Origin of the sequence: Pseudomonas sp. BN414, assembly GCF_029871275.1 — a bacterium.
Lineage (GTDB): Bacteria > Pseudomonadota > Gammaproteobacteria > Pseudomonadales > Pseudomonadaceae > Metapseudomonas > Metapseudomonas resinovorans_C.
In genome coordinates this window covers 1-23,210 of record NZ_SSOL01000032.1, presented here as the reverse complement: position 1 = coordinate 23,210, position 23,210 = coordinate 1, and the positions used below count along the sequence as shown (strand labels likewise).

Annotated in this window: 22 protein-coding genes; 6 read left to right on the top strand and 16 right to left on the bottom strand. The window is 63.1% G+C overall.

Translation table 11 applies throughout. The features are described 5' to 3' along the window. Positions 1–783, bottom strand: coding sequence for a sulfite exporter TauE/SafE family protein (locus E8E95_RS04800; RefSeq protein ID WP_280348550.1), 783 nt, complete (start codon positions 781–783; stop codon positions 1–3). 169 nt (positions 784–952) lie between these two features. On the opposite strand from E8E95_RS04800, the gene E8E95_RS04795 reads away from it, so the two are divergent. After that, on the top strand, positions 953–1,705 hold the full coding sequence (locus E8E95_RS04795; protein WP_280348549.1) for an NRDE family protein: 753 nt from the start codon (positions 953–955) through the stop codon (positions 1,703–1,705). Positions 1,706–1,825: 120 nt separating this feature from the next. Here the strand turns inward: E8E95_RS04795 and E8E95_RS04790 are convergent, their stop codons facing one another. The 8 genes from E8E95_RS04790 to E8E95_RS04755 form a co-directional block, all read right to left on the bottom strand. Then, entirely contained in the window at positions 1,826–2,710 is an 885-nt protein-coding gene (locus tag E8E95_RS04790) for an ABC transporter permease subunit (RefSeq protein ID WP_280348547.1), read from the bottom strand. After that, a complete protein-coding gene (locus E8E95_RS04785) occupies positions 2,707–3,588 on the bottom strand; it encodes an ABC transporter permease subunit (RefSeq protein ID WP_280348608.1) in 882 nt (293 codons plus the stop codon). Before E8E95_RS04785 ends, E8E95_RS04790 begins: the two co-directional genes overlap by 4 nt. A 23-nt stretch (positions 3,589–3,611) precedes the next feature. Next, positions 3,612–4,754, bottom strand: a complete 1,143-nt coding sequence (gene potA, locus E8E95_RS04780) for a polyamine ABC transporter ATP-binding protein (protein WP_280348546.1) — start codon at positions 4,752–4,754, stop codon at positions 3,612–3,614. Between the two features lie 139 nt (positions 4,755–4,893). Continuing rightward, entirely contained in the window at positions 4,894–5,967 is a 1,074-nt protein-coding gene (locus E8E95_RS04775) for a polyamine ABC transporter substrate-binding protein (protein ID WP_280348606.1), read from the bottom strand. A gap of 160 nt (positions 5,968–6,127) precedes the next feature. Beyond that, the gene (locus E8E95_RS04770) at positions 6,128–7,228 is read right to left on the bottom strand and encodes a polyamine ABC transporter substrate-binding protein (RefSeq protein ID WP_280348544.1); all 1,101 of its coding nucleotides are present in this window, start codon (positions 7,226–7,228) and stop codon (positions 6,128–6,130) included. A gap of 158 nt (positions 7,229–7,386) precedes the next feature. Beyond that, the gene (locus tag E8E95_RS04765; RefSeq protein WP_280348543.1) at positions 7,387–8,754 is read right to left on the bottom strand and encodes an aspartate aminotransferase family protein; all 1,368 of its coding nucleotides are present in this window, start codon (positions 8,752–8,754) and stop codon (positions 7,387–7,389) included. A 62-nt stretch (positions 8,755–8,816) separates the two neighbouring features. Further along, positions 8,817–10,175, bottom strand: a complete 1,359-nt coding sequence (locus E8E95_RS04760; protein ID WP_280348541.1) for a glutamine synthetase family protein — start codon at positions 10,173–10,175, stop codon at positions 8,817–8,819. A 141-nt stretch (positions 10,176–10,316) separates the two neighbouring features. Further along, positions 10,317–11,069 carry a gamma-glutamyl-gamma-aminobutyrate hydrolase family protein gene (locus E8E95_RS04755; protein ID WP_280348539.1) on the bottom strand — a complete coding sequence of 251 codons (753 nt, stop codon included), beginning with the start codon at positions 11,067–11,069 and terminating at the stop codon, positions 10,317–10,319. Between the two features lie 278 nt (positions 11,070–11,347). On the opposite strand from E8E95_RS04755, the gene E8E95_RS04750 reads away from it, so the two are divergent. The 5 genes from E8E95_RS04750 (at position 11,348) to aguA (ending at position 17,031) form a co-directional block, all read left to right on the top strand. Next, complete coding sequence (locus E8E95_RS04750; RefSeq protein WP_077524091.1) at positions 11,348–12,733, top strand: glutamine synthetase family protein; 1,386 nt, start codon at positions 11,348–11,350, stop codon at positions 12,731–12,733. 150 nt (positions 12,734–12,883) lie between these two features. Continuing rightward, positions 12,884–13,942 (top strand): polyamine ABC transporter substrate-binding protein, encoded by a 1,059-nt coding sequence (locus E8E95_RS04745; protein ID WP_280348537.1) that lies wholly within the window; start codon positions 12,884–12,886, stop codon positions 13,940–13,942. A gap of 177 nt (positions 13,943–14,119) precedes the next feature. Next, positions 14,120–14,764 (top strand): TetR/AcrR family transcriptional regulator, encoded by a 645-nt coding sequence (locus E8E95_RS04740; RefSeq protein ID WP_280348535.1) that lies wholly within the window; start codon positions 14,120–14,122, stop codon positions 14,762–14,764. 196 nt (positions 14,765–14,960) lie between these two features. Beyond that, positions 14,961–15,839, top strand: a complete 879-nt coding sequence (gene aguB / locus E8E95_RS04735) for an N-carbamoylputrescine amidase (RefSeq protein WP_280348534.1) — start codon at positions 14,961–14,963, stop codon at positions 15,837–15,839. A gap of 85 nt (positions 15,840–15,924) precedes the next feature. Next, positions 15,925–17,031, top strand: coding sequence for an agmatine deiminase (gene aguA, locus E8E95_RS04730; protein ID WP_280348532.1), 1,107 nt, complete (start codon positions 15,925–15,927; stop codon positions 17,029–17,031). Positions 17,032–17,229: 198 nt separating this feature from the next. Here the strand turns inward: aguA and E8E95_RS04725 are convergent, their stop codons facing one another. From E8E95_RS04725 to E8E95_RS04695, 7 genes are all read right to left on the bottom strand, one after another. After that, entirely contained in the window at positions 17,230–17,445 is a 216-nt protein-coding gene (locus E8E95_RS04725; RefSeq protein ID WP_003455791.1) for a molybdopterin-binding protein, read from the bottom strand. Between the two features lie 37 nt (positions 17,446–17,482). Next, positions 17,483–18,292 carry an aliphatic sulfonates ABC transporter ATP-binding protein gene (gene ssuB / locus E8E95_RS04720; RefSeq protein WP_280348530.1) on the bottom strand — a complete coding sequence of 270 codons (810 nt, stop codon included), beginning with the start codon at positions 18,290–18,292 and terminating at the stop codon, positions 17,483–17,485. Next, positions 18,289–19,074: an aliphatic sulfonate ABC transporter permease SsuC gene (gene ssuC / locus E8E95_RS04715; protein ID WP_280348528.1), complete on the bottom strand. Its 786-nt coding sequence runs from the start codon at positions 19,072–19,074 to the stop codon at positions 18,289–18,291. Before ssuC ends, ssuB begins: the two co-directional genes overlap by 4 nt. A gap of 10 nt (positions 19,075–19,084) precedes the next feature. After that, a complete protein-coding gene (ssuD, locus tag E8E95_RS04710; RefSeq protein ID WP_280348526.1) occupies positions 19,085–20,239 on the bottom strand; it encodes an FMNH2-dependent alkanesulfonate monooxygenase in 1,155 nt (384 codons plus the stop codon). A gap of 51 nt (positions 20,240–20,290) precedes the next feature. Further along, the gene (locus E8E95_RS04705; RefSeq protein ID WP_077524083.1) at positions 20,291–21,253 is read right to left on the bottom strand and encodes a sulfonate ABC transporter substrate-binding protein; all 963 of its coding nucleotides are present in this window, start codon (positions 21,251–21,253) and stop codon (positions 20,291–20,293) included. Positions 21,254–21,353: 100 nt separating this feature from the next. Further along, positions 21,354–21,992, bottom strand: coding sequence for a peroxiredoxin (locus tag E8E95_RS04700; protein ID WP_077524082.1), 639 nt, complete (start codon positions 21,990–21,992; stop codon positions 21,354–21,356). A 506-nt stretch (positions 21,993–22,498) separates the two neighbouring features. Continuing rightward, a partial coding sequence (locus E8E95_RS04695) for an OprD family outer membrane porin (RefSeq protein WP_280348522.1) occupies positions 22,499–23,210 on the bottom strand: 712 nt, incomplete at its 5' end.

The following is a 23,210-nucleotide window of genomic DNA, read 5'->3' as shown; positions in this document are numbered from 1 at the left end:
TTAGATCAGGAAGTTCAGGCCCACTGACAGCAGCAGCAGGGCGAACAGGCGCTTCAGCAGGCGCGGCGATAGCCTATGGGCCAGGCGCGCACCGAAGCGGGCGAACAACATGCTGGTGGCGGCAATGCCGACCAGCGCCGGAAGGTAGACGAAGCCAAAGCTGTAGGGCGGCAGGTTGGCGTTGTTCCAGCCCAGCACCATGAACGACAATGCGCTCGCCGCGGCAATCGGCAGCCCGCAGGCCGCGGAGGTGGCCACAGCCTGCTGGATGGGTACGCTGCGCCAGGTCAGGAAGGGCACGGTCAGGGAGCCGCCACCGATCCCGAAGATGGCCGAAGCCCAGCCAATCACTACGCCTGCCAGGGTCAGGCCCGGCTTGCCGGGAACCTCGCGACTGGCCTTGGGCTTCAGGTCCAGGCCCATCTGGATGGCTACCAGTATGGCGAAGACACCGATGATCTTCTGCAACATCGGGCCCTGGATGGCGGCGGCGGTCAGCGAGCCGAAACCGGCGCCGATGAGGATGCCGACGGCCATCCAGGCGAAGATCGGCCAGCGCACCGCACCCTTGCGGTGATGCTCGCGCACCGAGTTGATGGAGGTGAAGATGATGGTGGCCAGGGAGGTACCGACTGCCAGGTGCGTGAGGATGCCGGGATCGAATCCTTGGGCGGTGAAGCTGAATACCAGCACCGGCACGATTATCATGCCGCCGCCGACGCCAAACAGCCCGGCCAGCACTCCGGCGCAGGCGCCGAGCACCAGGTAGAGCAGGAATTCCATGGACACCCCCGAAAACAAAGCGGCATGTTAACGGAAGGCTGTTTCTGGCTCCACCGCGTGGAGATGGACGTTCGACGGAAGCTGCCGATAACCCGGAAGTAGACATTTGCAGCTGATGTAGTTTTCCTACCGGCTGCTACACTCCGGCTCATAAAAAGGAGACGACTCCATGTGCCTGATCGTATTCGCATGGCGCCCCGGACACGAAGTCCCGCTGGTGCTCGCTGCAAACCGAGATGAATTCTACGCACGCCCCACACTGTCCATGGCGAACTGGGAAGACGCACCTGGCGTGATCGCTGGGCGCGATCTGGAAGCCGGAGGTACCTGGCTCGGCGCCGGGCCCAAAGGCCGTTTCGCCGCCCTCACCAATATCCGAGACCCCCGAACGCCCCCGGTCGGCCGCACCCGTGGCGAGCTCTGCGTGCAGTTCCTGCGCGGAACCATGGGGCCGGGCGAATTCCTCGAGGATGCGCTGCGCCGCGCCAACGACTACTCGGGGTTCAACCTGCTGGTGGGGGACGACCGAGAGCTGTGGTTCCTCAACCCGCGCAGCGGCGGCCCGATCAACCTCAAGCCGGGCATCTATGGCGTCTCCAACGCCGATCTGGATACGCCCTGGCCCAAGGTCGAGCGCGGCAAGGCAGCCATCGCCGAATGCCTGAACCCGCCCTCGACCGATTCCCTGCTCAACCTGCTGCACGACCCGGAGGTGGCGCAGGACCACATCCTGCCGGACACCGGCGTGGGGCTGAACACCGAGCGCATGCTCTCCAGCGTGTTCATCGCCACCCGCACCTACGGCACCCGTGCCAGTTCGGCGCTGATCGTCCGCGCCGACGGCAGCCGCGAGCTGGTGGAGCGCAGCTACGGGCCTTACGGCGCGAAGCTGGGGGATGTGCGGATGGAGCTGAAGGACTAGCCCGCCACCCTGTGGGAGCGATTTCAATCGCGAATGAATTCGCTCCCACAGGACAAGATTCCCAGCGCCCTGAAACGACAAAGGCCACCCGAAGGTGGCCTTTGTTTTTTCAGCACTGGATCAGGCAGCCTGGGTGGCAGCCGGTTTCCAGTTGGAGGAAGCAGCTTCCTCGGCCATGGTTTCCATCGCCTGCTGGATGGCGCGCTTGCGACGCTCCTCGGCCCGGCGTGTGAAGTACCAGGCAAAGAAGGTGAACAGCGAGACCGTCAGCAGGATCAGGCTGGCCACGGCATTGATCTCCGGTTTCACGCCCAGGCGCACGGCGGAGAAGACCTCCATCGGCAGGGTGGTGGAACCGGGACCAGAGACGAAGCTCGCCAGTACCAAGTCGTCCAGGGACAGGGCAAACGACATCATGCCGCCTGCCGCCAGGGACGGCGCGATCATCGGAATGGTGATCAGGATGAACACCTTCCAAGGACGCGCGCCCAGGTCCATGGCCGCTTCTTCGATGGACAGGTCCAGTTCACGCAGTCGCGCCGACACCACGATGGCCACGTAGGCCGAGCAGAAGGTGGTGTGGGCGATCCAGATGGTCACGATGCCACGCTCCTGGGGCCAGCCGATCAGTTGCGCCATAGCCACGAAGAGCAGCAGCAGCGACAGACCGGTGATCACCTCAGGCATTACCAGCGGCGCGGTGACCATGCCGCCGAACACGGTGCGGCCACGGAAACGCGGGATGCGGGTCAGCACGAAGGCAGCGAGGGTACCCAGGGCTACAGCGGCAACTGCGGTGTAGATGGCGATCTCCAGGGAGCGGCCCACCGAGTTCATCAGCTGGGTGTTATCCAGCAGACCCACGTACCACTTCACCGACCAGCCGCCCCAGACCGTCACCAGCTTGGAGGCGTTGAAGGAGTAGATCACCAGGATGACCATCGGCAGGTAGATGAACAGCAGGCCTGCCCACAGCATCAGGTTGGAGAAACTGAAGCGTTTCATACTTTGCCCTCCAGTTCCTTCGCTTGGTTACGGTTGAAGAGAATGATGGGCACGATCAGGATCGCCAGCATCACCACTGCCAGGGCGGACGCCACCGGCCAGTCGCGGTTGTTGAAGAACTCCTGCCACAGCACCTTGCCGATCATCAGGGTCTCCGGGCCGCCGAGCAGTTCCGGGATCACGAATTCGCCCACCACCGGGATGAACACCAGCATGGAGCCGGCGATGATGCCGTTCTTCGACAGCGGCACGGTGATCTTCCAGAAGCTGTTGAACGTGCTCGAACCGAGGTCCGAAGCAGCCTCCAGCAGGCTCGGATCATGCTTCACCAGGTTGGCGTAGAGCGGCAGGATCATGAACGGCAGGTACGAATAGACGACACCGATGTACACCGCCAGGTTGGTGTTGAGGATCTGCAGCGGCTCGTCGATCAGGCCAAGTCCCATCAGGAAGCTGTTGAGCAGGCCGTTGTTGCTGAGGATGCCCATCCAGGCGTAGACGCGGATCAGGATCGCGGTCCAGGTCGGCATCATGATCAGCAGCAGCAGCACGGTCTGCGCTTCCTTGCTGGCACGGGCGATGGCGTAGGCCATGGGGTAGCCGATCAACAGGCACAGCAACGTGCTGAGGAAGGCGACCTTCAACGAGCCCAGATAGGCCGCCAGGTACAGTTCGTCTTCGCTGAGCATCACGTAGTTGCCCAGGTTGAGGACGACCTGCAGCTGGCTTTCAGCCCAGGTGTAGATCTCCGTGTACGGCGGGATCGCCACGTCGGCTTCGGCGAAGCTGATCTTCAGCACGATGGCGAAGGGCAGCAGGAAGAACAGGAACAGCCAGAAGAACGGTACCCCGATGACGAGGTGCCGGCCGGTCGGCAACAGGTCTTTCAGCTTGGAAGTTCTCATGACCGCAGTACCACGCCGCTGTCGTCTTCCCACCATACGAAGACTTCGTCATCCCAGGTCGGACGGGCGCCACGGCGCTCGGCGTTGGCGACGAAGGACTGGACGACCGAGCCGTTCGGCAGCTTGACGTAGAACACCGAGTGACCGCCCAGGTAGGCGATGTCGTGGACGCGGCCGCGCGACCAGTTGTACTCGCAGGTCGGTTGCTCGGTGGTCACCAGCAGCTTCTCGGGACGCAGGGCATAGGTGATGCGCTTGTCCTGCACCGAGGTGGTCACGCCGTGGCCGACGAAGATCGGACGCTCCAGTTGCGGACAGGCGATCAACGCATGGGCCTCGTGGTCTTCCACCACTTCGCCATCGAAGAGGTTGACGTTACCGATGAACTCACACACCAGGCGGCTGATGGGCGTCTCGTAGATATCCACAGGGCTGCCGATTTGCTCGATGCAACCCAGGTGCATGATCGCGATGCGCTGGGCCATGGTCATGGCCTCTTCCTGGTCGTGGGTCACCATCACGCAGGTCACGCCCACGCGCTCGATGATTTCCACCAGTTCCAGCTGCATCTGCGAGCGCAGCTTCTTGTCCAGCGCGCCCATGGGCTCGTCGAGCAACAGCAGCTTCGGACGTTTGGCCAGCGAGCGGGCCAGGGCCACGCGCTGACGCTGGCCACCGGACAGCTGGTGCGGCTTGCGCTTGGCGAACTGGGTCATCTGCACGAGCTTGAGCATCTCGTTGACGCGCTCGTCGACCTCGGCGGCCGGGAGCTTGTCCTGTTTGAGTCCGAAGGCGATGTTCTGCGCAACAGTCATATGCGGGAAGAGCGCATAGGACTGGAACATCATGTTGATCGGGCGCTCGTAGGGCGGCATGTCGGTGATGTCGACACCGTCGAGGAAGATGCGTCCTTCAGACGGCCGCTCGAAGCCCGCAAGCATCCGAAGCAAGGTTGATTTACCCGAACCGGAACCGCCGAGCAGGGCGAAGATCTCGCCTTTCTTGATGTCCAGGGACACGCTGTCCACGGCCACCGTCTCGTCGAATTTCTTGGTTACCCGGTCGATCTTTACCAGCACCTCTTTGGGTTGCTGGTTGCCCTCAAGGGCTTTCTTGTAGGCACCGGAGGCTATTGCCATTACCACACTCCCAGAAATTGCTACCCGGCCACCGCGGCCGGGCGGGTTTGTACAGCATGGGCGTGAATCAGGCTCCCTGCCTGACACCGCCTGGGTTGATCCGACGCGCCCGCCACACTACGGGCGTGCCGGTTTTGCATCATTTGCCCGACTTGACCTTGGTCCAGCTGCGGGTCATCAGCCGCTGGACCTTCGGCGGCAGCTCCGCCGAAACATAGAGCTTGTCCAGCACCGCTTGTGGCGGGTAGACGGACTCATCGGTGCGCACTTCCTGATCCATGAACTCCCCAGCCTTGAGGTTGGGGTTCGCATAGCCGACGTAATCGCTGACCTTCGCGATCACTTCGGGCTTCAGCAGATAATTGATGAAGGTGTGGGCTTCCTTGGCGTTCGCCGCATCGGCCGGGATGGCCAGCATGTCGAACCAGAGGTTGCCGCCCTCTTTCGGGATCGCGTAGGCAATCTGGATGCCCTTGCCGGCTTCCTCGGCGCGCGAGGCGGCCTGGAAGATGTCACCGGAGAAACCGGCGGCGACGCAGATGTCGCCATTGGCCAGGTCGCCGATGTACTTGGACGAGTGGAAGTAGGTCACGTAGGGACGTACCGCCAACAGCTTCTCTTCGGCCTTCTTGTAGTCGTCCGGGTTGGTGCTGTTGGGGTCGAGGCCCATGTAGTTCAGCACGGCGGGGATCATCTCATCGGCCGAGTCGAGGAAGGCCACGCCGCACTGGCTGAGCTTCTTGATGTTCTCGGGCTCGAAGATCGCCGCCCACGAATCGATGTGGTCGACGCCGAGCGCGGCCTTGACCTTCTCGACGTTGTAACCGATGCCGTTGGTACCCCACAGGTAGGGAACGGCGTAGAGATTGCCTGCGTCGTTGCGCTCGAGCTGCTTGAGCAGGTTGGGGTCCAGGTTCTGCCAGTTGGGCAGCTGGTTGCGGTCGAGTTTCTGGAACGCGCCCGCCTTGATCTGTTTGCCGAGGAAGTGGTTGGACGGCACGACCAGGTCGTAGCCCGTACGGCCCGCCAGCAACTTGCCTTCCAGGGTCTCGTTGGAGTCGAAGACGTCATACACCGGCTTGATGCCGGTTTCCTTCTGGAAATCCGCCAGGGTGGTCTCGCCGATGTAGTCCGACCAGTTGTAGATATGCACCGTCTGATCCGCCTGGACCTGGGAAACCAGGGTCAGTGTGGCGGCGGCAGTGATCATCATCTTGCGGATGGGGAAGTGCACAGGTTCGTCCTCTTCTGTTATCCGGCGGAGCCGGAAGAAGCCCGGGTCATTCCAGCAACCGGGGCCAGTCAACTCGTGGTGTTGCGCAGCGCGGTCCGGGCACCGGCGGGGATGTCCCCGCCGGGCACGGCAGCCGTGCTTACTTGCCCGACTTGATGGTGGTCCAGGTACGGGTCATAGCGCGCTGCACCTTGGACGGCAGGTCCGGGAAGGCGTAGAGCTTGGCCATGGTGTCCGCGGTCGGATAGATGCCCGGGTCCTTGCGGATCGCCTCGTCGACCAGCGCAGTCGCAGCAGCGTTGCCGTTAGGGAACTGCACCTCGTTGGTGATCTCGGCCATGATTTCCGGCTTCATCAGGAAGTTCATGAACGCATAGGCGGCTTCGGTGTTCGCGGCATCAGCCGGAATGGCGACCATGTCGAAGAAGGTGCCTGCGCCTTCTTTCGGAATGTTGTAGGCGACCTTCACGCCACCCTTGGCCTCTTCGGCGCGGGACTTGGCCTGGTACACGTCACCCGAGTAACCGACTGCCACGCAGAGGTTGCCGTTGGCCAGGTCGGAGATGTACTTGGAGGAGTGGAAATAGGTGATGTGCGGACGGATCTTGAGGAACAGCGCCTCGGCTTCCTTCAGCTGCTTCGGGTCCTGGCTCAGCGGATCGTGGCCCAGGTACTTCAGCGCGATCGGCAGGATCTCGGTCGGCGAGTCGAGGAAGGAAACGCCGCAGGCCTTCAGCTTCTCGATGTTTTCCGGCTTGAACAGCAGGTCCCAGGAATCGACCGGAGCGTTATCGCCCAGTACGGCCTTGACCTTGTCCGGGTTGTAGCCGATGCCGATGGAGCCCCACATGTAGGGGAAGGCGTACTGGTTACCCGGATCGGAAACTTCGACGGTCTTCAGCAGGTTCGGGTCCAGGTTCTTCCAGTTCGGCAGCTTGGACTTGTCCAGCGGCTGATAGACCTTGGCCTTGATCTGCTTGGCGAGGAAGTTGTTGGACGGCACCACGATGTCGTAGCCCGACTTTCCGGCCAGCAGCTTGGCTTCGAGGGTTTCGTTGGAGTCGAAGACGTCGTAGACGACCTTGATGCCGGTTTCCTTGGTGAACTTCTCGACCGTATCCGGCGCGATGTAGTCCGACCAGTTGTAGACGTGCAGAACTTTGTCGTCAGCCTGGGCCATGCCGGCCACGGCGCCCGCCAGGGTCATGGCGAGCAGGGTCTTGCCGAAGGTTTTGATCATGCGGGTAGCTCCATTTTTGTTGAAGTGTCCGAGTGGCGTCGTACCGAATACGTCACCACTCGGTGAGCCTGGCCAACGCACCGGCGAAGTCTGGCAAGGTAGAGGGCTTGCTTACAACAGGCGGCGTCCCTAAATGCCACCATCAAGCCCTCTTTTTCTTAGCCTTTGACTTCAGCCAGGGTGAGGTCCAGGCACTTGCGTGCCTTGGTCACCAGTTCGTCGACTTCGTCTTTGCTGATCACCAGCGGCGGCGAGATGATCATGGTGTCACCCACCGCGCGCATGATCAGGCCATTGCGGAAGCAGTGCTCACGGCACAGCATCCCCACACCACCGGCGAAGCGTTCACGGGTCTGCTTGTTCTTGACCAGTTCCAGCGCCGCCACCATGCCGACACCGCGCGCTTCGCCCACCAACGGATGGTCGGCCAGCTCCTGCCAGCGCTGCTGCAAATACGGTGCCGTTTCAGCCTTCACTTTCTCGACGATCTTCTCTTCGCGCAGGATGCGGATGTTCTCCAGCGCAACCGCCGCCGCCACTGGATGACCAGAGTAGGTGAAGCCGTGGTAGAACTCCCCACCCTCATTCAGGGTATGGACGATCTCGTCACGGACAATCACGCCGCCCATGGGGATGTAACCCGAGGTCAGGCCCTTGGCGATCGGCATCAGGTCCGGGGCGTTGCCGTAGTACTGGCTGCCGAACCATTCGCCGGTACGGCCGAAGCCGCAGATCACTTCGTCGGCGATGAACAGGATGTCGTACTTGGCGAGGATCTCGCGGATCTTCGGCCAGTAGGTTTCCGGCGGGACGATCACGCCACCGGCACCCTGGATGGGTTCGGCGATGAAGGCAGCGATCTTGTCCTCGCCCACTTCGAGAATCTTCTTCTCCAGCTGCTCGGCGGCCCAGACGCCGAATTCGGCCGGCGCCATGTCGCCACCCTCGCCGAACCAGTAGGGCTGGGCGATGTGCTCGATGCCGGGAATCGGCAGGTCACCCTGCTCGTGCAGGGCCTTCATGCCGCCGAGGCTGACACCGGCCACGGTGGAGCCGTGGTAGCCGTTCCAGCGGCCGATGATGACTTTCTTCTGCGGCTGACCTTTGATCGCCCAGTAGTGGCGGACCATGCGCAGCACGGTGTCGTTGGCTTCCGAACCGGAACCGGTGAAGAACACGTGGTTCATACCTTCCGGCGCGATCTCGGCGATCGCCTTGGAAAGCTCCACTGCCGGCGGGTGCGCGGTCTGGAAGAACAGGTTGTAGAAGGGCAGTTCACGCATCTGCCGGGTAGCCGCCTGAACCAGCTCCTCACGGCCGTAGCCGACGTTGACGCACCACAGGCCCGCCATGCCATCGAGGATCTTGTTGCCTTCGCTATCCCAGATGTACACGCCTTCGGCCTTGGTGATGATCCGCGCACCCTTGGCATTCAACGCCTTGTAGTCGGTGAACGGCGGCAGGTGGTGGTCACGACCGAGCGCTTGCCATTCAAGGGTCTTGGGGTTGGTCACTTGGCTGTTCATTTCTATACCTCAGTAAACACACGTCTGGAGGGCCGACCGGGTCGACCGGCCTCCGTTCCGGATCAGACGGAGAGCAGCAGGAACTCACGTTCCCAGGAGCTGATCACCCGTTTGAAGTTTTCATGCTCGGCACGCTTGACCGCCACATAGGCCGTCACGAACTTGCCGCCCAGATATTTCTCGATGTCCCGGCAGGACTCCATGCGCTCCAGTGCTGCCTCGAGGGTCAGCGGCAGGCGCAGGTTGCGGCGTTCATAGCCACGGCCCTTGACCGGTGCGCTCGGCTTCACGCCTTCCACCATGCCGATGTAGCCGCACAGCAGGCTGGCGGCGATGGCCAGGTAGGGGTTGGCGTCGGCGCCGGCCAGGCGGTTTTCCACACGGCGGTTCTGCGGACCGGCATCAGGTACGCGCAGGCCCACGGTGCGGTTCTCCTCGCCCCACTCCACGTTCACCGGCGCGGAGGTATCCGGCAGGAAACGGCGGAAGGAGTTCACGTTCGGCGCGAACAGCGGCAGGACCTCGGGGATGTACTTCTGCAGGCCGCCGATGTGGCTCAGGAACAGCTCGCTCATGGAGCCGTCATCATTGGAGAAGATGTTCTTCCCGGTATTGATGTCGACCACGCTCTGGTGCAGGTGCATGGCGCTGCCCGGCTCGTCGGTGATCGGCTTGGCCATGAAGGTCGCCGCCACGTTGTGCTTGAGGGCGGCCTCGCGCATGGTGCGCTTGAACACCAGGATCTGGTCGGCCAGGTCGAGGGCATCGCCATGACGGAAGTTGATTTCCATCTGGGCGGGGCCTTCTTCGTGGATCAGGGTGTCGAGATCCAGGTCCTGCGTCTCGCACCAGTCGTACATGTCCTCGAACAGCGGGTCGAATTCGTTCGCCGCATCGATGGAGAAGGACTGGCGACCGGTTTCCGGGCGGCCCGAACGGCCCAGCGGGGCTTGCAGCGGGAAGTCTGGGTCGTCGCAGCGCTTGGTCAGGTAGAACTCCATCTCCGGCGCGACGATGGGCTTCCAGCCTTTATCCGCGTACAGCTTGAGCACCATCTTCAGGATGTTGCGCGGGGACAGCTCGATGGGGTTGCCCTGCTTGTCGAAGGTGTCGTGGATAACCATGGCGGTGGGCTCGATGGCCCAGGGCACCAGGTAGACAGCGCTCTGGTCCGGACGGCAGAACATGTCGATGTCCGCCGGATCGAGCAGCTCGTAATAGATGTCGTCCTCAACATAGTCGCCGGTCACGGTTTGCAGCAGCACGCTCTCGGGGAGGCGCATGCCCTTCTCGTCCAGGAACTTGTTGGTCGGCGAAATCTTACCGCGGGCAATGCCGGTAAGATCGCTGATCATGCATTCAACTTCGGTGATTTTGCGTTCTTTCAGCCAGCTGGTCAGCTGGTCGAGCTTGGTAGTCATAAAGACCTCAGGGTTGAGAGCTTCACTAGGAGGCATCAGCAGGTTCGTGGCATTCACGCCCATCGAGGTACCGCCGCGAATCAGTACAGTCCGAACTGCGCGACACGGCAACTTCGCCGGTTTCCTGAAGAGTTCTCCCGCTCAGCGTTTCCCCGCCTTCTCCCTGCAAGCCTCACCAAAGGCCTGGAAGATGGCGAGATAGTTCGGGTTGGTCTGCACTTGCCATTCGGGATGCCACTGCACCCCAAGGGCAAAGCTCCTGGCGCCTTCGACCGAAAAGGCCTCGACCAACCCATCAGGCGCCAGAGCCTCTACACGCAGGCCCGGCGCCAGACGTTCAACGCCCTGGCCATGAATGGAGTTGACTAGAATCTCTGACGGCAAGCCGATGCCGTCGAGCACGCCACCCGACTGCACCTGGATCGGGTGCCGGGGAGCGTATTGCACCTCGAACGGCTGGTCGGCCGGCTCGCGATGGTCCATGAATCCTTCTACTACATGCACACGCTGGTGCAGGGTGCCGCCAAAGGCCACGTTCATTTCCTGGAAACCACGGCAGATGCCCAGAACGGGAATACCGGCGGCGATGGCCGCACGGACCAGAGGAAGAGTAGTGCGATCCCGGGCGGGATCGTGACGGGTGCCGGGCTCGGATGCGGGGCCCTGATAATGATGGGGCTCCACATTCGACGGGGAGCCGGTAAAGAGAAGACCGTCCAGGCTGGCCAGGAGCGTCGCTTGGTCCATCAGTTCAGCCAGGGCCGGAATTACCAGCGGAATTCCACCGGCTCCGACCGCTACCGCACGCAGATACTTCTCACCAGCTATATGATAGGTCTGAGGACCGATCTCTCTGGTGCAAGCGGATACGCCGATCAACGGCAGGCGAGACATGAGACACCCGTATTATTTGTCTGATTTGGGTTTCGACCGAGCTTAGCGTTGTTCATTTTTTTACACAATAGGGCTGTAAAAAATTGAACACGCCCCGCTGAGCACCGCAGCCAACAAGGTTCGGAGAGAGGTTCGGATGCCCCAGAACGCCCCAAAACTGGCCATCGAGCCCATTTTTGGGGCAAAATAGGGCTCGCTTGACATCAAGGGGTGATTCGGATTGACTCACACCTTAGATAGAGCGTGATTGATATTTTTAACAAAAAAGGTGTTGCATCATGTCGGTACCCCCGCGTGCCGTTCAGCTTCAAGAAGCGAACGAGTTCCTTAAGGAGCATCCTGAGGTCCAGTTCGTCGACCTGTTGATTGCAGATATGAATGGAGTGGTGAGAGGCAAGCGAATCGAACGCGCCAGCCTGACCAAAGTCTACGAGAAAGGCATCAACCTCCCCGCTTCGATCTTCGCTCTCGATATCAACGGTTCCACCGTCGAAAGCACCGGCCTCGGCCTGGACATCGGCGACGCAGACCGCATCTGCTATCCCATCCCCAGCACCCTCAGCGACGAACCCTGGCAAAAGCGCCCAACCGCGCAACTGCTGATGACCATGCATGAGGTCGAAGGCGAAGGCGAACCCTTCTTCGCCGACCCGCGCGAGGTCCTGCGTCGTGTGGTGGAAAAGTTCGATGACCTCGGCCTGACCATCTGCGCCGCTTTCGAGCTGGAGTTCTACCTGATCGACCAGGAGAACATTAATGGCCGTCCGCAGCCGCCGCGTTCGCCCATCTCGGGTAAGCGACCGCAGTCGACCCAGGTATACCTGATCGACGACCTCGACGAGTACGCCGACTGCCTGCAGGACATCCTCGAAGGTGCCAAGGTCCAGGGCATCCCGGCCGACGCCATCGTCAAGGAAAGCGCCCCGGCCCAGTTCGAAGTCAACCTGCACCATGTCGAAGACGCCCTGAAGGCCTGCGACTACGCCGTGCTGCTCAAGCGCCTGATCAAGAACATCGCCTACGACCATGAGATGGACACCACCTTCATGGCCAAGCCCTACCCGGGCCAGGCGGGCAACGGTCTGCACGTGCATATCTCGCTGATCGACAAGAAGACCGGCAAGAACATCTTCACCTCAGATGATCCCGAGCAGAACGCCGCTTTGCGTCACGCGGTCGGCGGTGTGCTCGAGACCATGCCTGCGTCCATGGGCTTCCTGTGCCCGAACGTGAACTCCTACCGCCGTTTCGGCGCGCAGTTCTACGTACCGAACGCGCCGAGCTGGGGCCTGGACAACCGCACCGTGGCGGTCCGCGTGCCCACCGGCAGTTCGGATGCCGTGCGCATCGAACACCGCGTGGCCGGTGCCGACGCCAACCCCTACCTGATGATGTCGGCCATCCTGGCCGGTATTCACCATGGACTGACCAACAAGATCGAGCCGAGCACGCCTATCGAAGGCAACTCCTACGAGCAGTTGGAGCAGAGCCTGCCGAACAACCTGCGCGATGCCCTGCGCGAGCTGGACGACAGCGAAGTCCTGGCCAAGTACATCAGCCCGGATTACATCGACATCTTCGTCGCCTGTAAGGAAAGCGAGCTGGAGGAGTTCGAACACTCCATCTCCGACCTCGAGTACAACTGGTACCTGCATACCGTGTAAGCGAGTCCACAACGCCGGCCCCAGGGCCGGCGTTGTTGTATCTGCAACCTTTGCAACACCCGGCGCGGCGCGTCATTCCGGCTGCCGACGCCTTGCGGCACCCGCACGCCTGAACAAACAGAACCCGCATGCTCTACCAGGGAGGACGTCATGCCCCGTTTGCTCGCCCCACTGTTGCTCGCATTGCTCCCCGCACTGGCCCAGGCCGAAGACCTGATCCGTGTCTACAACTGGAACGACTACATCGCCCCGGAGGTGCTGGAAGCGTTCCAGAAAGAGACCGGCATCAAGGTCGATTACCGTACTTTCAGCAGCGCCGATGAACTGGACAAGGCGCTGACCAGCGGCGAGCCCATCGACGTTGCCGTGCCCTCCCATAACGACTTGCCCCGACTGATCAAGGAAGGTCGCCTCCAGCCCCTGGACTTCTCTCGCCTGCCCAACCGCCAGCACCTGGACAAACAGCTGCTGAGCAAGCTGGCCGCGATGGACCCGAACAACCAGCACGCCGTGCCCTACCTCTGGGGCGCTGTCGGCCTGGCCGTGAATACGCCCCAGGCGGAAAAGGCCTTCGGCGGCCCGCTGCCCCACAGCTGGAGCCTGCTGTTCGATGCCGAGCAGAGTGCGCGCCTCGGCCAGTGCGGCATCAGTCTGCTGGACGCCCCCGACGAGACCCTCGCCGTGCTGCTCAACTACCAGGGCCGCAACCTCGCCCGCAGTGCGCCGAGCCGTCTCAAGCGCAGCGCCGAGACCCTCACCGGACTGCGACCGAACTTGCGCTACATCGACAGCGAGCGCTATATCGCCGACCTCAACGCCGGCAAGCTCTGCGTCGCCATGGCCTGGGTCGGTGACGCCCTGAACGCTGCCGCTGCCGGCCAGCCGGTGACCTTCATGGTCCCGGACGAAGGCTCTGTGCTGTTCATCGACAACCTGGCGATTCCCACCAGCGCCAACCGTGCCGACCTCGCGCACAGGTTCATCGATTTCATGCTGCGCCCAGAGGTTGCGGCCAAGGTCACCGGCGCGACCCTCTACCCCAGCGGCAACGCCGACGCCCGCCAGTACCTGGACGAGTCCCTGCGCAACCAGCCGGGCCTGTACCCGGACAAGGACACCAAGCGGCGCCTGTTCCCGGTCGAGCCCGTGCCGGAGAAGCTCAGCGCGACCCGTGACGAAGTCTGGACCGCCTTCCGCGAGGGTCAGTAAGGCGCCTTGTAGGAGCTAGCTTGCTAGCGAAAAGGAGCCATTCGCTGGCAAGCCCGCTCCTACGAGCAGCGAATACATCCCCCTCTCCCGCAAGCGGGAGAGGGGGACATTCATCGCTCTCTTGCTCCTGAACCACCGCCTGGCGTCCAATAGCGGCTCTTCGGAAAGGAGCTACCCATGCCGCGCCACGCCACCGCTCGCAAGCCCCGCGCCAGCAGCCAGCTGCGCATCGCCGGGATTCTCGATGCCGCCCGCACCCTGCTCGCGGAACAGGGCGTGGCCAACCTGTCGATCTACAGCGTCGCCGAGCGCGCGGAAATGCCGCCCTCTTCTGTCTACCACTTCTTCTCCAGCGTCCCGGCGATCCTCGAAGCCCTCACCGCGGATATCCACGCGGCTTTCCGCGCCTGCCTCCAGGAGCCCATCGAGCACGAAGGCCTGCGCCACTGGCACGACCTGTCGCGACTGGTGGAGGAACGGATGTTGTCGATCTACGGCGCCGACGCTGCCGCGCGTCAGCTGATCCTCGCCCAGCACGGTCTCACCGAAGTCACCCAGGCCGACCGCCAGCACGACATCGAACTGGGACGGCTCATGCATGCCCTGTTCGAACGTCACTTCGAGCTGCCGGTGCTGCCCGACGATGTCGACGTCTTCGCCCTGGCCATGGAACTGGGCGACCGCGTCTACGCCCGCTCGGTGCAACTGCACGGCGAAATCACCCCGCGCCTGGCCGAGGAAGGCATGCGTGTGTTCGATGCCTACCTGGGTTTGTACCTGCCGCCCTACCTGCCGAAGCGAGCGGCACCGCAGGAAATCTGAGCCAACACAAATCCGATATTTATCCGCAAATAAATCGGAATTCAGCCTTCGATAGATAAATCTCGCTTTGAAAGCAGATTTTTATCGGATATAAAGTCACCATCCGCACGGCGGCACACTCCGCCAGCACGGAAAAACCACCGATTGCCGATAGATATCCGGCAACCGGCCCTTATTCGTACTGACGAGGTGTTTCATGTCCCGCATTGTTACCGTCGCCGCCACGCAGATGGCCTGTTCCTGGAATCGCGGCGCGAATATCGCCAACGCCGAGAAACTGGTTCGCCAAGCCGCGGCCAAGGGCGCGCAGATCATCCTGATCCAGGAGCTCTTCGAGACCCCTTACTTCTGCCAGAAGCCGAACCCGGACTACCTGCAGCTGGCGACGTCGACCGAAACCAACGAAGCCATCGCGCATTTCCAGAACGTCGCCCGTGAGCTGCAGGTCGTGCTGCCCATCAGCTACTTCGAGCAGGCCGGCCGCGCGCGCTTCAACAGCATCGCGATCATCGATGCCGACGGCTCCAACCTTGGCGTTTATCGCAAGAGCCACATCCCGGACGGCCCCGGCTACCACGAGAAGTACTACTTCAACCCGGGCGACACCGGCTTCAAGGTCTGGAACACCCGCTACGCCAAGATCGGCGTGGGCATCTGCTGGGACCAGTGGTTCCCGGAAGCCGCGCGCAGCATGGCCCTGCTGGGTGCCGAAATCCTCTTCTACCCGACCGCCATCGGCAGCGAGCCGCACGACGCCAACATCACCTCCCGTGACCACTGGCAGCGCGTGCAGCAAGGTCACGCCGGCGCCAACCTGATGCCGCTGGTGGCATCCAACCGCATCGGCAAGGAAGAGCAGGACGGCTACGACATCACCTTCTACGGCTCCTCGTTCATCGCCGACCAGTTCGGCAAGAAAGTCGAGGAACTGAACGAGACCGAGGAAGGCATCCTGGTGCACAGCTTCGACCTGGACAAACTCGAGCACGTGCGCAGCGCCTGGGGTGTGTTCCGCGACCGTCGCCCGAACCTATACTCCCCGATCAAGACCCTGGACGGCTCCCTCGAGTCCTGACAGTTAAAACAGGGGCCAGCCTGATGGCGATGCACTGTTCGCCAGCAGGTTGGCCCCTGCCCCATTCCATACCGATGGTGGATCGATGAACACTCTGAACAGCCTCCCCCGTGACGACGGCTTCCGCATGCCGGCCGAATGGGAACCCCATACCCGCACCTGGATGGTCTGGCCGGAGCGCCCGGACAACTGGCGCCTTGGCGGTAAACCCGCGCAAGCGGCCTTCACCGCTGTGGCCAAGGCCATTGCCCGCTTCGAGCCGGTGACCATCTGCGTGTCCGCCGGCCAGTACGAGAACGCCCGCGCGCGCCTCGACGAGCCGAACATCCGCGTCGTGGAAATCAGCACCGACGATGCCTGGGTGCGTGATACCGGCCCTACCTTCGTGATTAACGACAGTGGCGACGTCCGCGGCGTGGACTGGACCTTCAACGCCTGGGGCGGCTTCGATGGCGGCCTCTACTTCCCCTGGAACCGCGACGACCAGGTGGCGCGCAAGGTCCTCGAGATCGAATGCAGCAAGCGCTACCGCACCGATGGCTTCGTGCTGGAAGGTGGTTCGATCCACGTGGACGGCGAAGGCACCCTGATCACCACCGAAGAATGCCTCCTGAACAAGAACCGCAACCCGCACCTTTCCCGTGAGGAAATCGAGGCGGTGCTGCGCGAGCAACTGGCGGTGCAGACCGTGATCTGGCTGCCGGATGGCCTCTACAACGACGAAACCGACGGCCACGTGGACAACTTCTGCTGCTACGTGCGCCCGGGCGAAGTCCTGCTGGCCTGGACCGACGATCCGCACGACCCGAACTTCCCGCGCTGCCAGGCCGCCATGAAGGTGCTGGAACACGCCCGCGACGCCAAGGGCCGCCAGTTGGTGGTGCACAAGATGCCGATCCCCGGCCCGATCTACGCCACCGAGGAAGAATGTGCGGGCGTGGACCTGGTGGAAGGCACCCAGGAACGCGATCCGTCGATCCGCCTGGCCGGTTCCTACGTGAACTTCCTGATCGTCAACGGCGGCATCGTTGCGCCGAAGTTCGACGACGCGAAGGACGCCACGGCCGAAGCCATCCTCAAGCGCATCTTCCCGCAGCACGAAGTGGTGATGGTGCCCGGCCGCGAGATTCTCCTCGGCGGCGGCAACATCCACTGCATCACGCAGCAGCAGCCGGCGCCGCAAAAGCGCTGAGTGAAGCTGGAATGAACAAACCCCCGCACTTGCGGGGGTTTGTTTTTGTAGGGGCGAAACTGCAGGGGCATTGCTCTTGTGGGGGCGAATTCATTCGCTAAGCAGTCCGCAGGACTGCCCTACAAGGTCGCGGACCGCTGCGCGGTCCTCAGCGAATGAATTCGCCCCCACAGGAAAAGCGCCTTGAGCGCCCGCGAATCACAGCTTCGCGATCGACACCTCGGTGGATTTCACGAAGGCGATCACCTCGGAGCCGATGCCCAGCTCCAGCTCGCGCACGGAGCGGGTGGTGATGACGGAGGTGACGATGCCGGCGGCGGTCTGTACATCAATCTCGGAAAGCACCGGACCTTCGATGATTTCCTTGATGGTGCCCTTGAACTGGTTGCGGACGTTGATGGCTTTGATGGTCATGGCGGTTATTCCTTTGCTCGGGGGTATGGGGTTTGGGTCAAAGCGCCCAGCGCAGTTGCGTGGGCAGGGGGGAAACGGGTTCAGGTTCCGGTGGCGCGGCCGGGAGTGACAGCACCCGGTCCAGTACTTCGGCTTCCAGCGCGGCCAGGCGCGCCGAGCCACGGGCTCGCGGGCGCTGCAACTCGACCGGCAGATCAAGGCCGATGGCACCTTCCTCGATCAGGATCACCCGGTCGGCGACGGCCACTGCCTCGTTCACGTCATGGGTCACCAGCAGGACGGTAAAACCGTGCTGCTGCCACAGGCGTTCGATCAGTTGCTGCATCTCGATGCGGGTCATGGCATCCAGCGCACCCAACGGTTCGTCCAGCAGCAGCAGGCGCGGCTGGTGGATCAGCGCGCGGGCCAGAGCTACACGCTGCTTCTGGCCGCCGGAAAGCGCTGCCGGCCACTCCTGTGCACGGTCGGCCAGGCCCACCGCTTCCAGGGCTTCCAGGGCGCGCGGGCGCCAGTCGCCGGAGAGGCCCAGGCCAACGTTGTCGATCACCCGCTTCCAGGGCAGCAGGCGCGCATCCTGGAACATCAGGCGCGTGTCCTCGCGGGCATCCTCCAGCGGTGCCGAACCGGCCAGCAGTTCGCCACGGGAAGGCTGATCCAGCCCGGCCAACAGCCGCAGCAGGGTGCTCTTGCCGCAGCCACTGCGACCGACCACGGCGACGAACTGGCCGGCCGGAATCAGCAGGTCGATACCCTTGAGCACTTCACGCTCGCCGAAGGACTTGCCGATGCCACGCAGCGCCAGCGGAATGCCGCGCTTGAGGCGTTGAGGTGCATGCAGAGCGGTCATGCGGCACCTCCCTTGGCCTGGTAGGCCGGGTGCCAGCGCAGCCAGACACGTTCCAGCCCACGGGCGGCGACGTCGGCCAGCTTGCCGAGCACCGCATAGAGCAGGATCGCCAGTACCACCACATCGGTCTGCAGGAACTCGCGGGCGTTCATCGCCAGGTAGCCGATGCCCGAGCTGGCGGAAATCGTCTCGGCGACGATCAGCGTCAGCCACATGAAGCCGAGGGCGAAACGCACGCCTACCAGGATCGACGGGAGCGCACCGGGCAGGATCACCTGGCGGAACAGCGCGAAACCGGACAACCCATAGCTGCGGGCCATTTCCACCAGCGCCGGGTCGACGTTGCGGATGCCGTGGTAGGTGTTGAGGTAGATGGGGAACAGGGTGCCGAGGGCGACCAGGAAAATCTTCGCCGACTCATCGATGCCGAACCACAGGATCACCAGCGGAATCAGCGCCAGGTGCGGCACATTGCGGATCATCTGCACCGAACTGTCCAGCAGGCGCTCGCCCCACTTCGACAGGCCGGTGATGAAGCCCAGCAGCAAGCCGAGGCCGCCGCCGATGGCGAAGCCGATACCCGCGCGCCAGCCGCTGATGGCCAGGTGGGTCCAGATCTCGCCGCTGGACAGCAGGTCCCAGCCCGCCGCCAGCACCGCACTCGGTGCCGGCAGGATGCGGGTGGAGAGCAGGCCAGTGACGACCGCGCCCTGCCAGATCGCCAGCAGCGCCACGGGCAAGGCCCAGGGCGCGAGGCGCAGGAGTATGGAATCGAGTTTCATCCCCGCGCCCTCAGCTCTGCGATGCCAGCTTGGCTTCGGGCAGCGCCTCGTTGGCCACCATCTCGCCGAACGGGCTGACGAAGGCCAAGCCGTCGTTGATGCGCGGACGGGCCACGTCCAGATGCGGGAACAGCAATTCGGCAACGCGATAGGACTCTTCCAGGTGCGGATAGCCGGAGAAGATGAAGGTATCGATGCCGAGGTCGGCGTACTCCTTCACCCGCGCCGCCACGGTCGGGCCATCGCCCACCAGCGCGGTACCGGCACCGCCACGCACCAGGCCGACGCCGGCCCAGAGGTTGGGGCTGACTTCAAGCTGGTCGCGCCTGCCGTTGTGCAGGGCGGCCATGCGTTGCTGGCCCACGGAATCGAAACGGGCGAAGGCAGCCTGGGCCTTGGCAATGGTCGCGTCGTCGAGGTTTTCGATCAGGCGGTCGGCGGCGGCCCAGGCGGCTTCGTTGGTCTCGCGCACGATCACATGCAAACGGATACCGAAGCGCACCGTGCGGCCCTGCTTGGCGGCCTTGGCGCGTACCTGCTCGATCTTCTCCTTCACCGCGGCCGGCGGCTCGCCCCAGGTCAGGTACAGCTCAACTTGTTCCGCCGCCAGGTCCTGGGCGGCCTCGGAAGAACCACCGAAGTACAGCGGCGGACGCGGTTGCTGCAGCGGCGGGTAGAACAATTTCGCGCCCTTCACCTGGATGTGCTTGCCGTCGTAATCGACGGTTTCGCCCTCCAGAACACGGCGCCAGATACGGGTGAACTCCACGGAGGCTTCGTAACGTTCTGCATGGTTCAGGTGCAGGCCATCGGCAGCCAGTTCGTCCGGGTCGCCACCGGTCACCAGGTTGAACAGCGCGCGGCCACCGGACAGGCGATCCAGGGTCGCCGCCTGGCGCGCCGCCACGGTCGGCGAAATGATCCCGGGGCGCAGGGCCACGAGGAACTTCAGGCGTTGGGTCACCGGGATCAGCGAAGCGGCCACCAGCCAGGAGTCCTCGCAGGAACGCCCAGTGGGGATCAGTACGCCGCCGAAACCGAGGCGGTCGGCCGCCTGGGCGATCTGCTGCAGGTAGCCGTGGTCAACGGCGCGGGCGCCCTCGGATGTGCCGAGGTAGTGGCCGTCGCCGTGGGTCGGCAGGAACCAGAAGATGTTCAAGCTCATGGAGTCGTCTCCTTAAAGGTGTCCCCTCTCCCTCCGGGAGAGGGGTTCAAGTCACTGCTGCGCGACCTTGGCAGGCGGCGTCCAGATCACGTCGGCGATGCTGAGTTTTTTCGGGATCAGCTTCAGCGCGGTGAAGGTGTCGGCGATCTTCTGCTGCGCAGTGACGACCTCCGGGCTCAGCGGCTGGGCACCGTAGCCCTGGCGCTTCACCGCGATGGAGGTGATGTCCTTGGGCAGGCCCAGCAGCGGCGCGACCTGTTCGGTGACCTTGTCCGGATCGGCCTTGGAGTCCTCGCCCACGGCGCGCACTTCCTCGATCAGGGTGCTGATCACCTGCGGATGCTTCTGCGCATAGGTGCGGGTGGCCAGGTAGAACTGATGGTTATCCACAAGCCCTTCGCCATTGCGCAGGGTGCGGGCTTCCAGTTGCTTCTCGGCGGCGGCCTGGAAGGGGTCCCAGATCACCCAGGCATCCACGCTGCCGCGCTCGAAGGCGGCGCGGGCGTCGGCCGGTGGCAGATACACGGGCTGGATATCGCTGTACTTCAGGCCGGCCTCTTCCAGGGCGCGCACCAACAGGTAGTGCACGTTGGAACCCTTGTTCAGGGCGACCTTCTTGCCGGCCAGTTCCTTCACTGACTGGATGGGCGAACCCTTCTGCACCAGGATCGCCTCGCTCTGCGGGGCCGGCGGCTCATAGGCCACGTAGAGCAGGTCGGCACCTGCCGCCTGGGCGAATACCGGCGGGGTTTCGCCGGTCACGCCGAAGTCGATGGAACCGACGTTCAGGCCTTCCAGCAGCTGCGGGCCACCGGGGAATTCGGTCCATTTGACCTCAACGCCCTGTTCGGCCAGACGCTTCTCCAGCGTGCCCTTGGCCTTGAGCAGCACCAGGGTGCCGTACTTCTGGTAGCCGATCCGCAGGGTCTCGGCCTGTGCTTGAGTGATGGCGCCGAAAGCCAGGGCAGCCGCGAACAGGGCAGCCAGGCTCCGACGCAAAGTGATGGTGCGCATGGCGCTCTCCTCATGACTTTGCTTGTGGTGTCGTTGCCTGCTTCCCGTTGGCGGGTGAGTAAGGCGGGGGTCGTTCAGTGCGCGCGAGGCGCCGGATGAATCAGCGGTTGGGTTGCGGGGTCAGGCGCAGGTACGGCCGGACCGCCTTGTAGCCGCGCGGGAAGCGCTGGCGAATCTCGTCTTCATCCTTGAGCGAGGGGACGATCACCACGTCGTCGCCGTCCTGCCAGTTGGCCGGGGTGGCAACCTTGTGGTTGTCGGTCAGCTGCAGGGAATCGATCACCCGCAGGATTTCGTTGAAGTTGCGCCCGGTGCTGGCCGGGTAGGTGATGATCAGGCGCACCTTCTTGTTCGGGTCGATGATGAACAGCGAACGCACGGTGAGCGTGTCGTTGGCGTTCGGGTGGATCAGGTCGTACAGGTCGGACACCTGGCGGTCGGCGTCGGCGATGATCGGGAAGTTCACCAGGGTGCCCTGGGTGTCGTTGATGTCCTCGATCCAGCGGTGGTGGGAATCCACCGGATCGACGGAAAGGGCAATCGCCTTGACCCCGCGAGCGGCGAACTCATCCTTCAGCTTGGCGGTGAAGCCGAGCTCGGTGGTGCACACCGGAGTGAAGTCGGCCGGATGCGAGAACAGCACGCCCCAGCTGCTGCCCAGCCACTCGTGGAAGCGGATGCGGCCTTCGCTGGATTCCTGTTCGAAGTCGGGGGCGATGTCGCCGAGGCGGATACTCATGGTGCTGCTCCTGTGTCTGGGTGTCGTTCCGTGGGGCTCACTATGCGGAGTCGCGTTGAAAATTAAAAAGAATAAATAACGATTTATTTATTACTTTATGAGCTATTGAAATGCAGTCGTGAAAAACCCGGGAAAGCCTCTGGAATGAGGCTCCCGGCTTGATCGAACCGTAGGTTGTGGCTGAGCTACGCGAAGCCCAACACGCGAATTCGCGACCGACCTCGTTGGGCTTCGCTGCGCTCTGCCCAACCTACAAAAGCCCCTCTCCCCAACCCTCTCCCGCAAGCGGGAGAGGGAGCTGTCCGTGCCGGCGTTCAGGCCAGGCACTTCCCTGTAGGGGCGAATTCATTCGCCAAGGGCCGCGCAGCGGTCCCGTAGGTTGGTCCGAGCCTGCGAGGCCCAACGTGGCCAGTCACAGCGCCGCAACGTTGGGTTTCGCTACGCTCTACACCAACCTACGAAAGCCTATTCGCGATTGTAGGGTGGGCTTCAGCCCACCAGCGCCCTTACAGCAGCGTCAGGGTGTAGCTGAGGATCAGGCGGTTCTCGTCCTGGTCACGCGCGGCGTCGCTGCGCAGAGAGGCGTTGCGCCAGGACACGCCGAGGCCTTTCAGCGGACCGTCCTGCAGCACGTAGTCGAGGCGGAAATCACGTTCCCACTCGCCCTGGTCGCTGCCCTGGGTCTCGATGTTGCTGCCCTTCAGGTAGGTCCCTACCGCCTTCAGGCCCGGCACGCCGAGCTTGGCGAAGTCGTAGCCGTACTCGGCCACCCAGGTGCGCTCGCCGGCGCTGAGGAACTTGCCGATCTGGCGGTCGGTGATCAAGTAGGCGGTGGCGCCATCGCCCTGGTTGAGGAAGGGGAAGGCGCTGTCGCCGGACACCTGCTGGTAGCCCAGGCTCGCCGCGTGGCCGCCGAGGGTGTAGGTGAACAGCGCACTCCAGGTGCGGTTGTCCACTTCGAAGCGATCCGGGTCGTTGGTCGCCCAGTTGCCCGCGCTGCGGAAGCCTTCGCGGCGGCCGGCGACGCTGCCGTTCTTGCCGTCGGAGTCGCTGTAGAAGTAGCGCAGGTCGGACTTCAGTGCGCCCACCGGCAGCGCCCAGTTGTGGGTCAGGCCGAGGAAGTGCTGCTGGTAGAAGTCTTCCAGGTTGCCGTAGTAGTACTGCGCGAGCAGGTTGTCGCTGACCTTGTAGTCGCCACCGGCGAAGTAGAACTTGTTG

What these genes read in the sequence shown, in the direction of transcription:
- aguA (WP_280348532.1), top strand. Translation starts at nt 15,925, where the DNA reads ATGAACACTCTGAACAGCCTCCCCCGTGACGACGGCTTCCGCATGCCG.
- E8E95_RS04795 (WP_280348549.1), top strand. Translation starts at nt 953, where the DNA reads ATGTGCCTGATCGTATTCGCATGGCGCCCCGGACACGAAGTCCCGCTG.
- potA (WP_280348546.1), bottom strand. Translation starts at nt 4,754, where the DNA reads ATGGCAATAGCCTCCGGTGCCTACAAGAAAGCCCTTGAGGGCAACCAG.
- E8E95_RS04700 (WP_077524082.1), bottom strand. Translation starts at nt 21,992, where the DNA reads ATGAGTATCCGCCTCGGCGACATCGCCCCCGACTTCGAACAGGAATCC.
- ssuD (WP_280348526.1), bottom strand. Translation starts at nt 20,239, where the DNA reads ATGAGCTTGAACATCTTCTGGTTCCTGCCGACCCACGGCGACGGCCAC.
- E8E95_RS04770 (WP_280348544.1), bottom strand. Translation starts at nt 7,228, where the DNA reads ATGATCAAAACCTTCGGCAAGACCCTGCTCGCCATGACCCTGGCGGGC.
- aguB (WP_280348534.1), top strand. Translation starts at nt 14,961, where the DNA reads ATGTCCCGCATTGTTACCGTCGCCGCCACGCAGATGGCCTGTTCCTGG.
- E8E95_RS04755 (WP_280348539.1), bottom strand. Translation starts at nt 11,069, where the DNA reads ATGTCTCGCCTGCCGTTGATCGGCGTATCCGCTTGCACCAGAGAGATC.
- E8E95_RS04740 (WP_280348535.1), top strand. Translation starts at nt 14,120, where the DNA reads ATGCCGCGCCACGCCACCGCTCGCAAGCCCCGCGCCAGCAGCCAGCTG.
- E8E95_RS04750 (WP_077524091.1), top strand. Translation starts at nt 11,348, where the DNA reads ATGTCGGTACCCCCGCGTGCCGTTCAGCTTCAAGAAGCGAACGAGTTC.
- ssuC (WP_280348528.1), bottom strand. Translation starts at nt 19,074, where the DNA reads ATGAAACTCGATTCCATACTCCTGCGCCTCGCGCCCTGGGCCTTGCCC.
- E8E95_RS04705 (WP_077524083.1), bottom strand. Translation starts at nt 21,253, where the DNA reads ATGCGCACCATCACTTTGCGTCGGAGCCTGGCTGCCCTGTTCGCGGCT.
- E8E95_RS04725 (WP_003455791.1), bottom strand. Translation starts at nt 17,445, where the DNA reads ATGACCATCAAAGCCATCAACGTCCGCAACCAGTTCAAGGGCACCATC.
- E8E95_RS04800 (WP_280348550.1), bottom strand. Translation starts at nt 783, where the DNA reads ATGGAATTCCTGCTCTACCTGGTGCTCGGCGCCTGCGCCGGAGTGCTG.
- E8E95_RS04790 (WP_280348547.1), bottom strand. Translation starts at nt 2,710, where the DNA reads ATGAAACGCTTCAGTTTCTCCAACCTGATGCTGTGGGCAGGCCTGCTG.
- E8E95_RS04775 (WP_280348606.1), bottom strand. Translation starts at nt 5,967, where the DNA reads ATGATGATCACTGCCGCCGCCACACTGACCCTGGTTTCCCAGGTCCAG.
- E8E95_RS04760 (WP_280348541.1), bottom strand. Translation starts at nt 10,175, where the DNA reads ATGACTACCAAGCTCGACCAGCTGACCAGCTGGCTGAAAGAACGCAAA.
- E8E95_RS04745 (WP_280348537.1), top strand. Translation starts at nt 12,884, where the DNA reads ATGCCCCGTTTGCTCGCCCCACTGTTGCTCGCATTGCTCCCCGCACTG.
- E8E95_RS04765 (WP_280348543.1), bottom strand. Translation starts at nt 8,754, where the DNA reads ATGAACAGCCAAGTGACCAACCCCAAGACCCTTGAATGGCAAGCGCTC.
- ssuB (WP_280348530.1), bottom strand. Translation starts at nt 18,292, where the DNA reads ATGACCGCTCTGCATGCACCTCAACGCCTCAAGCGCGGCATTCCGCTG.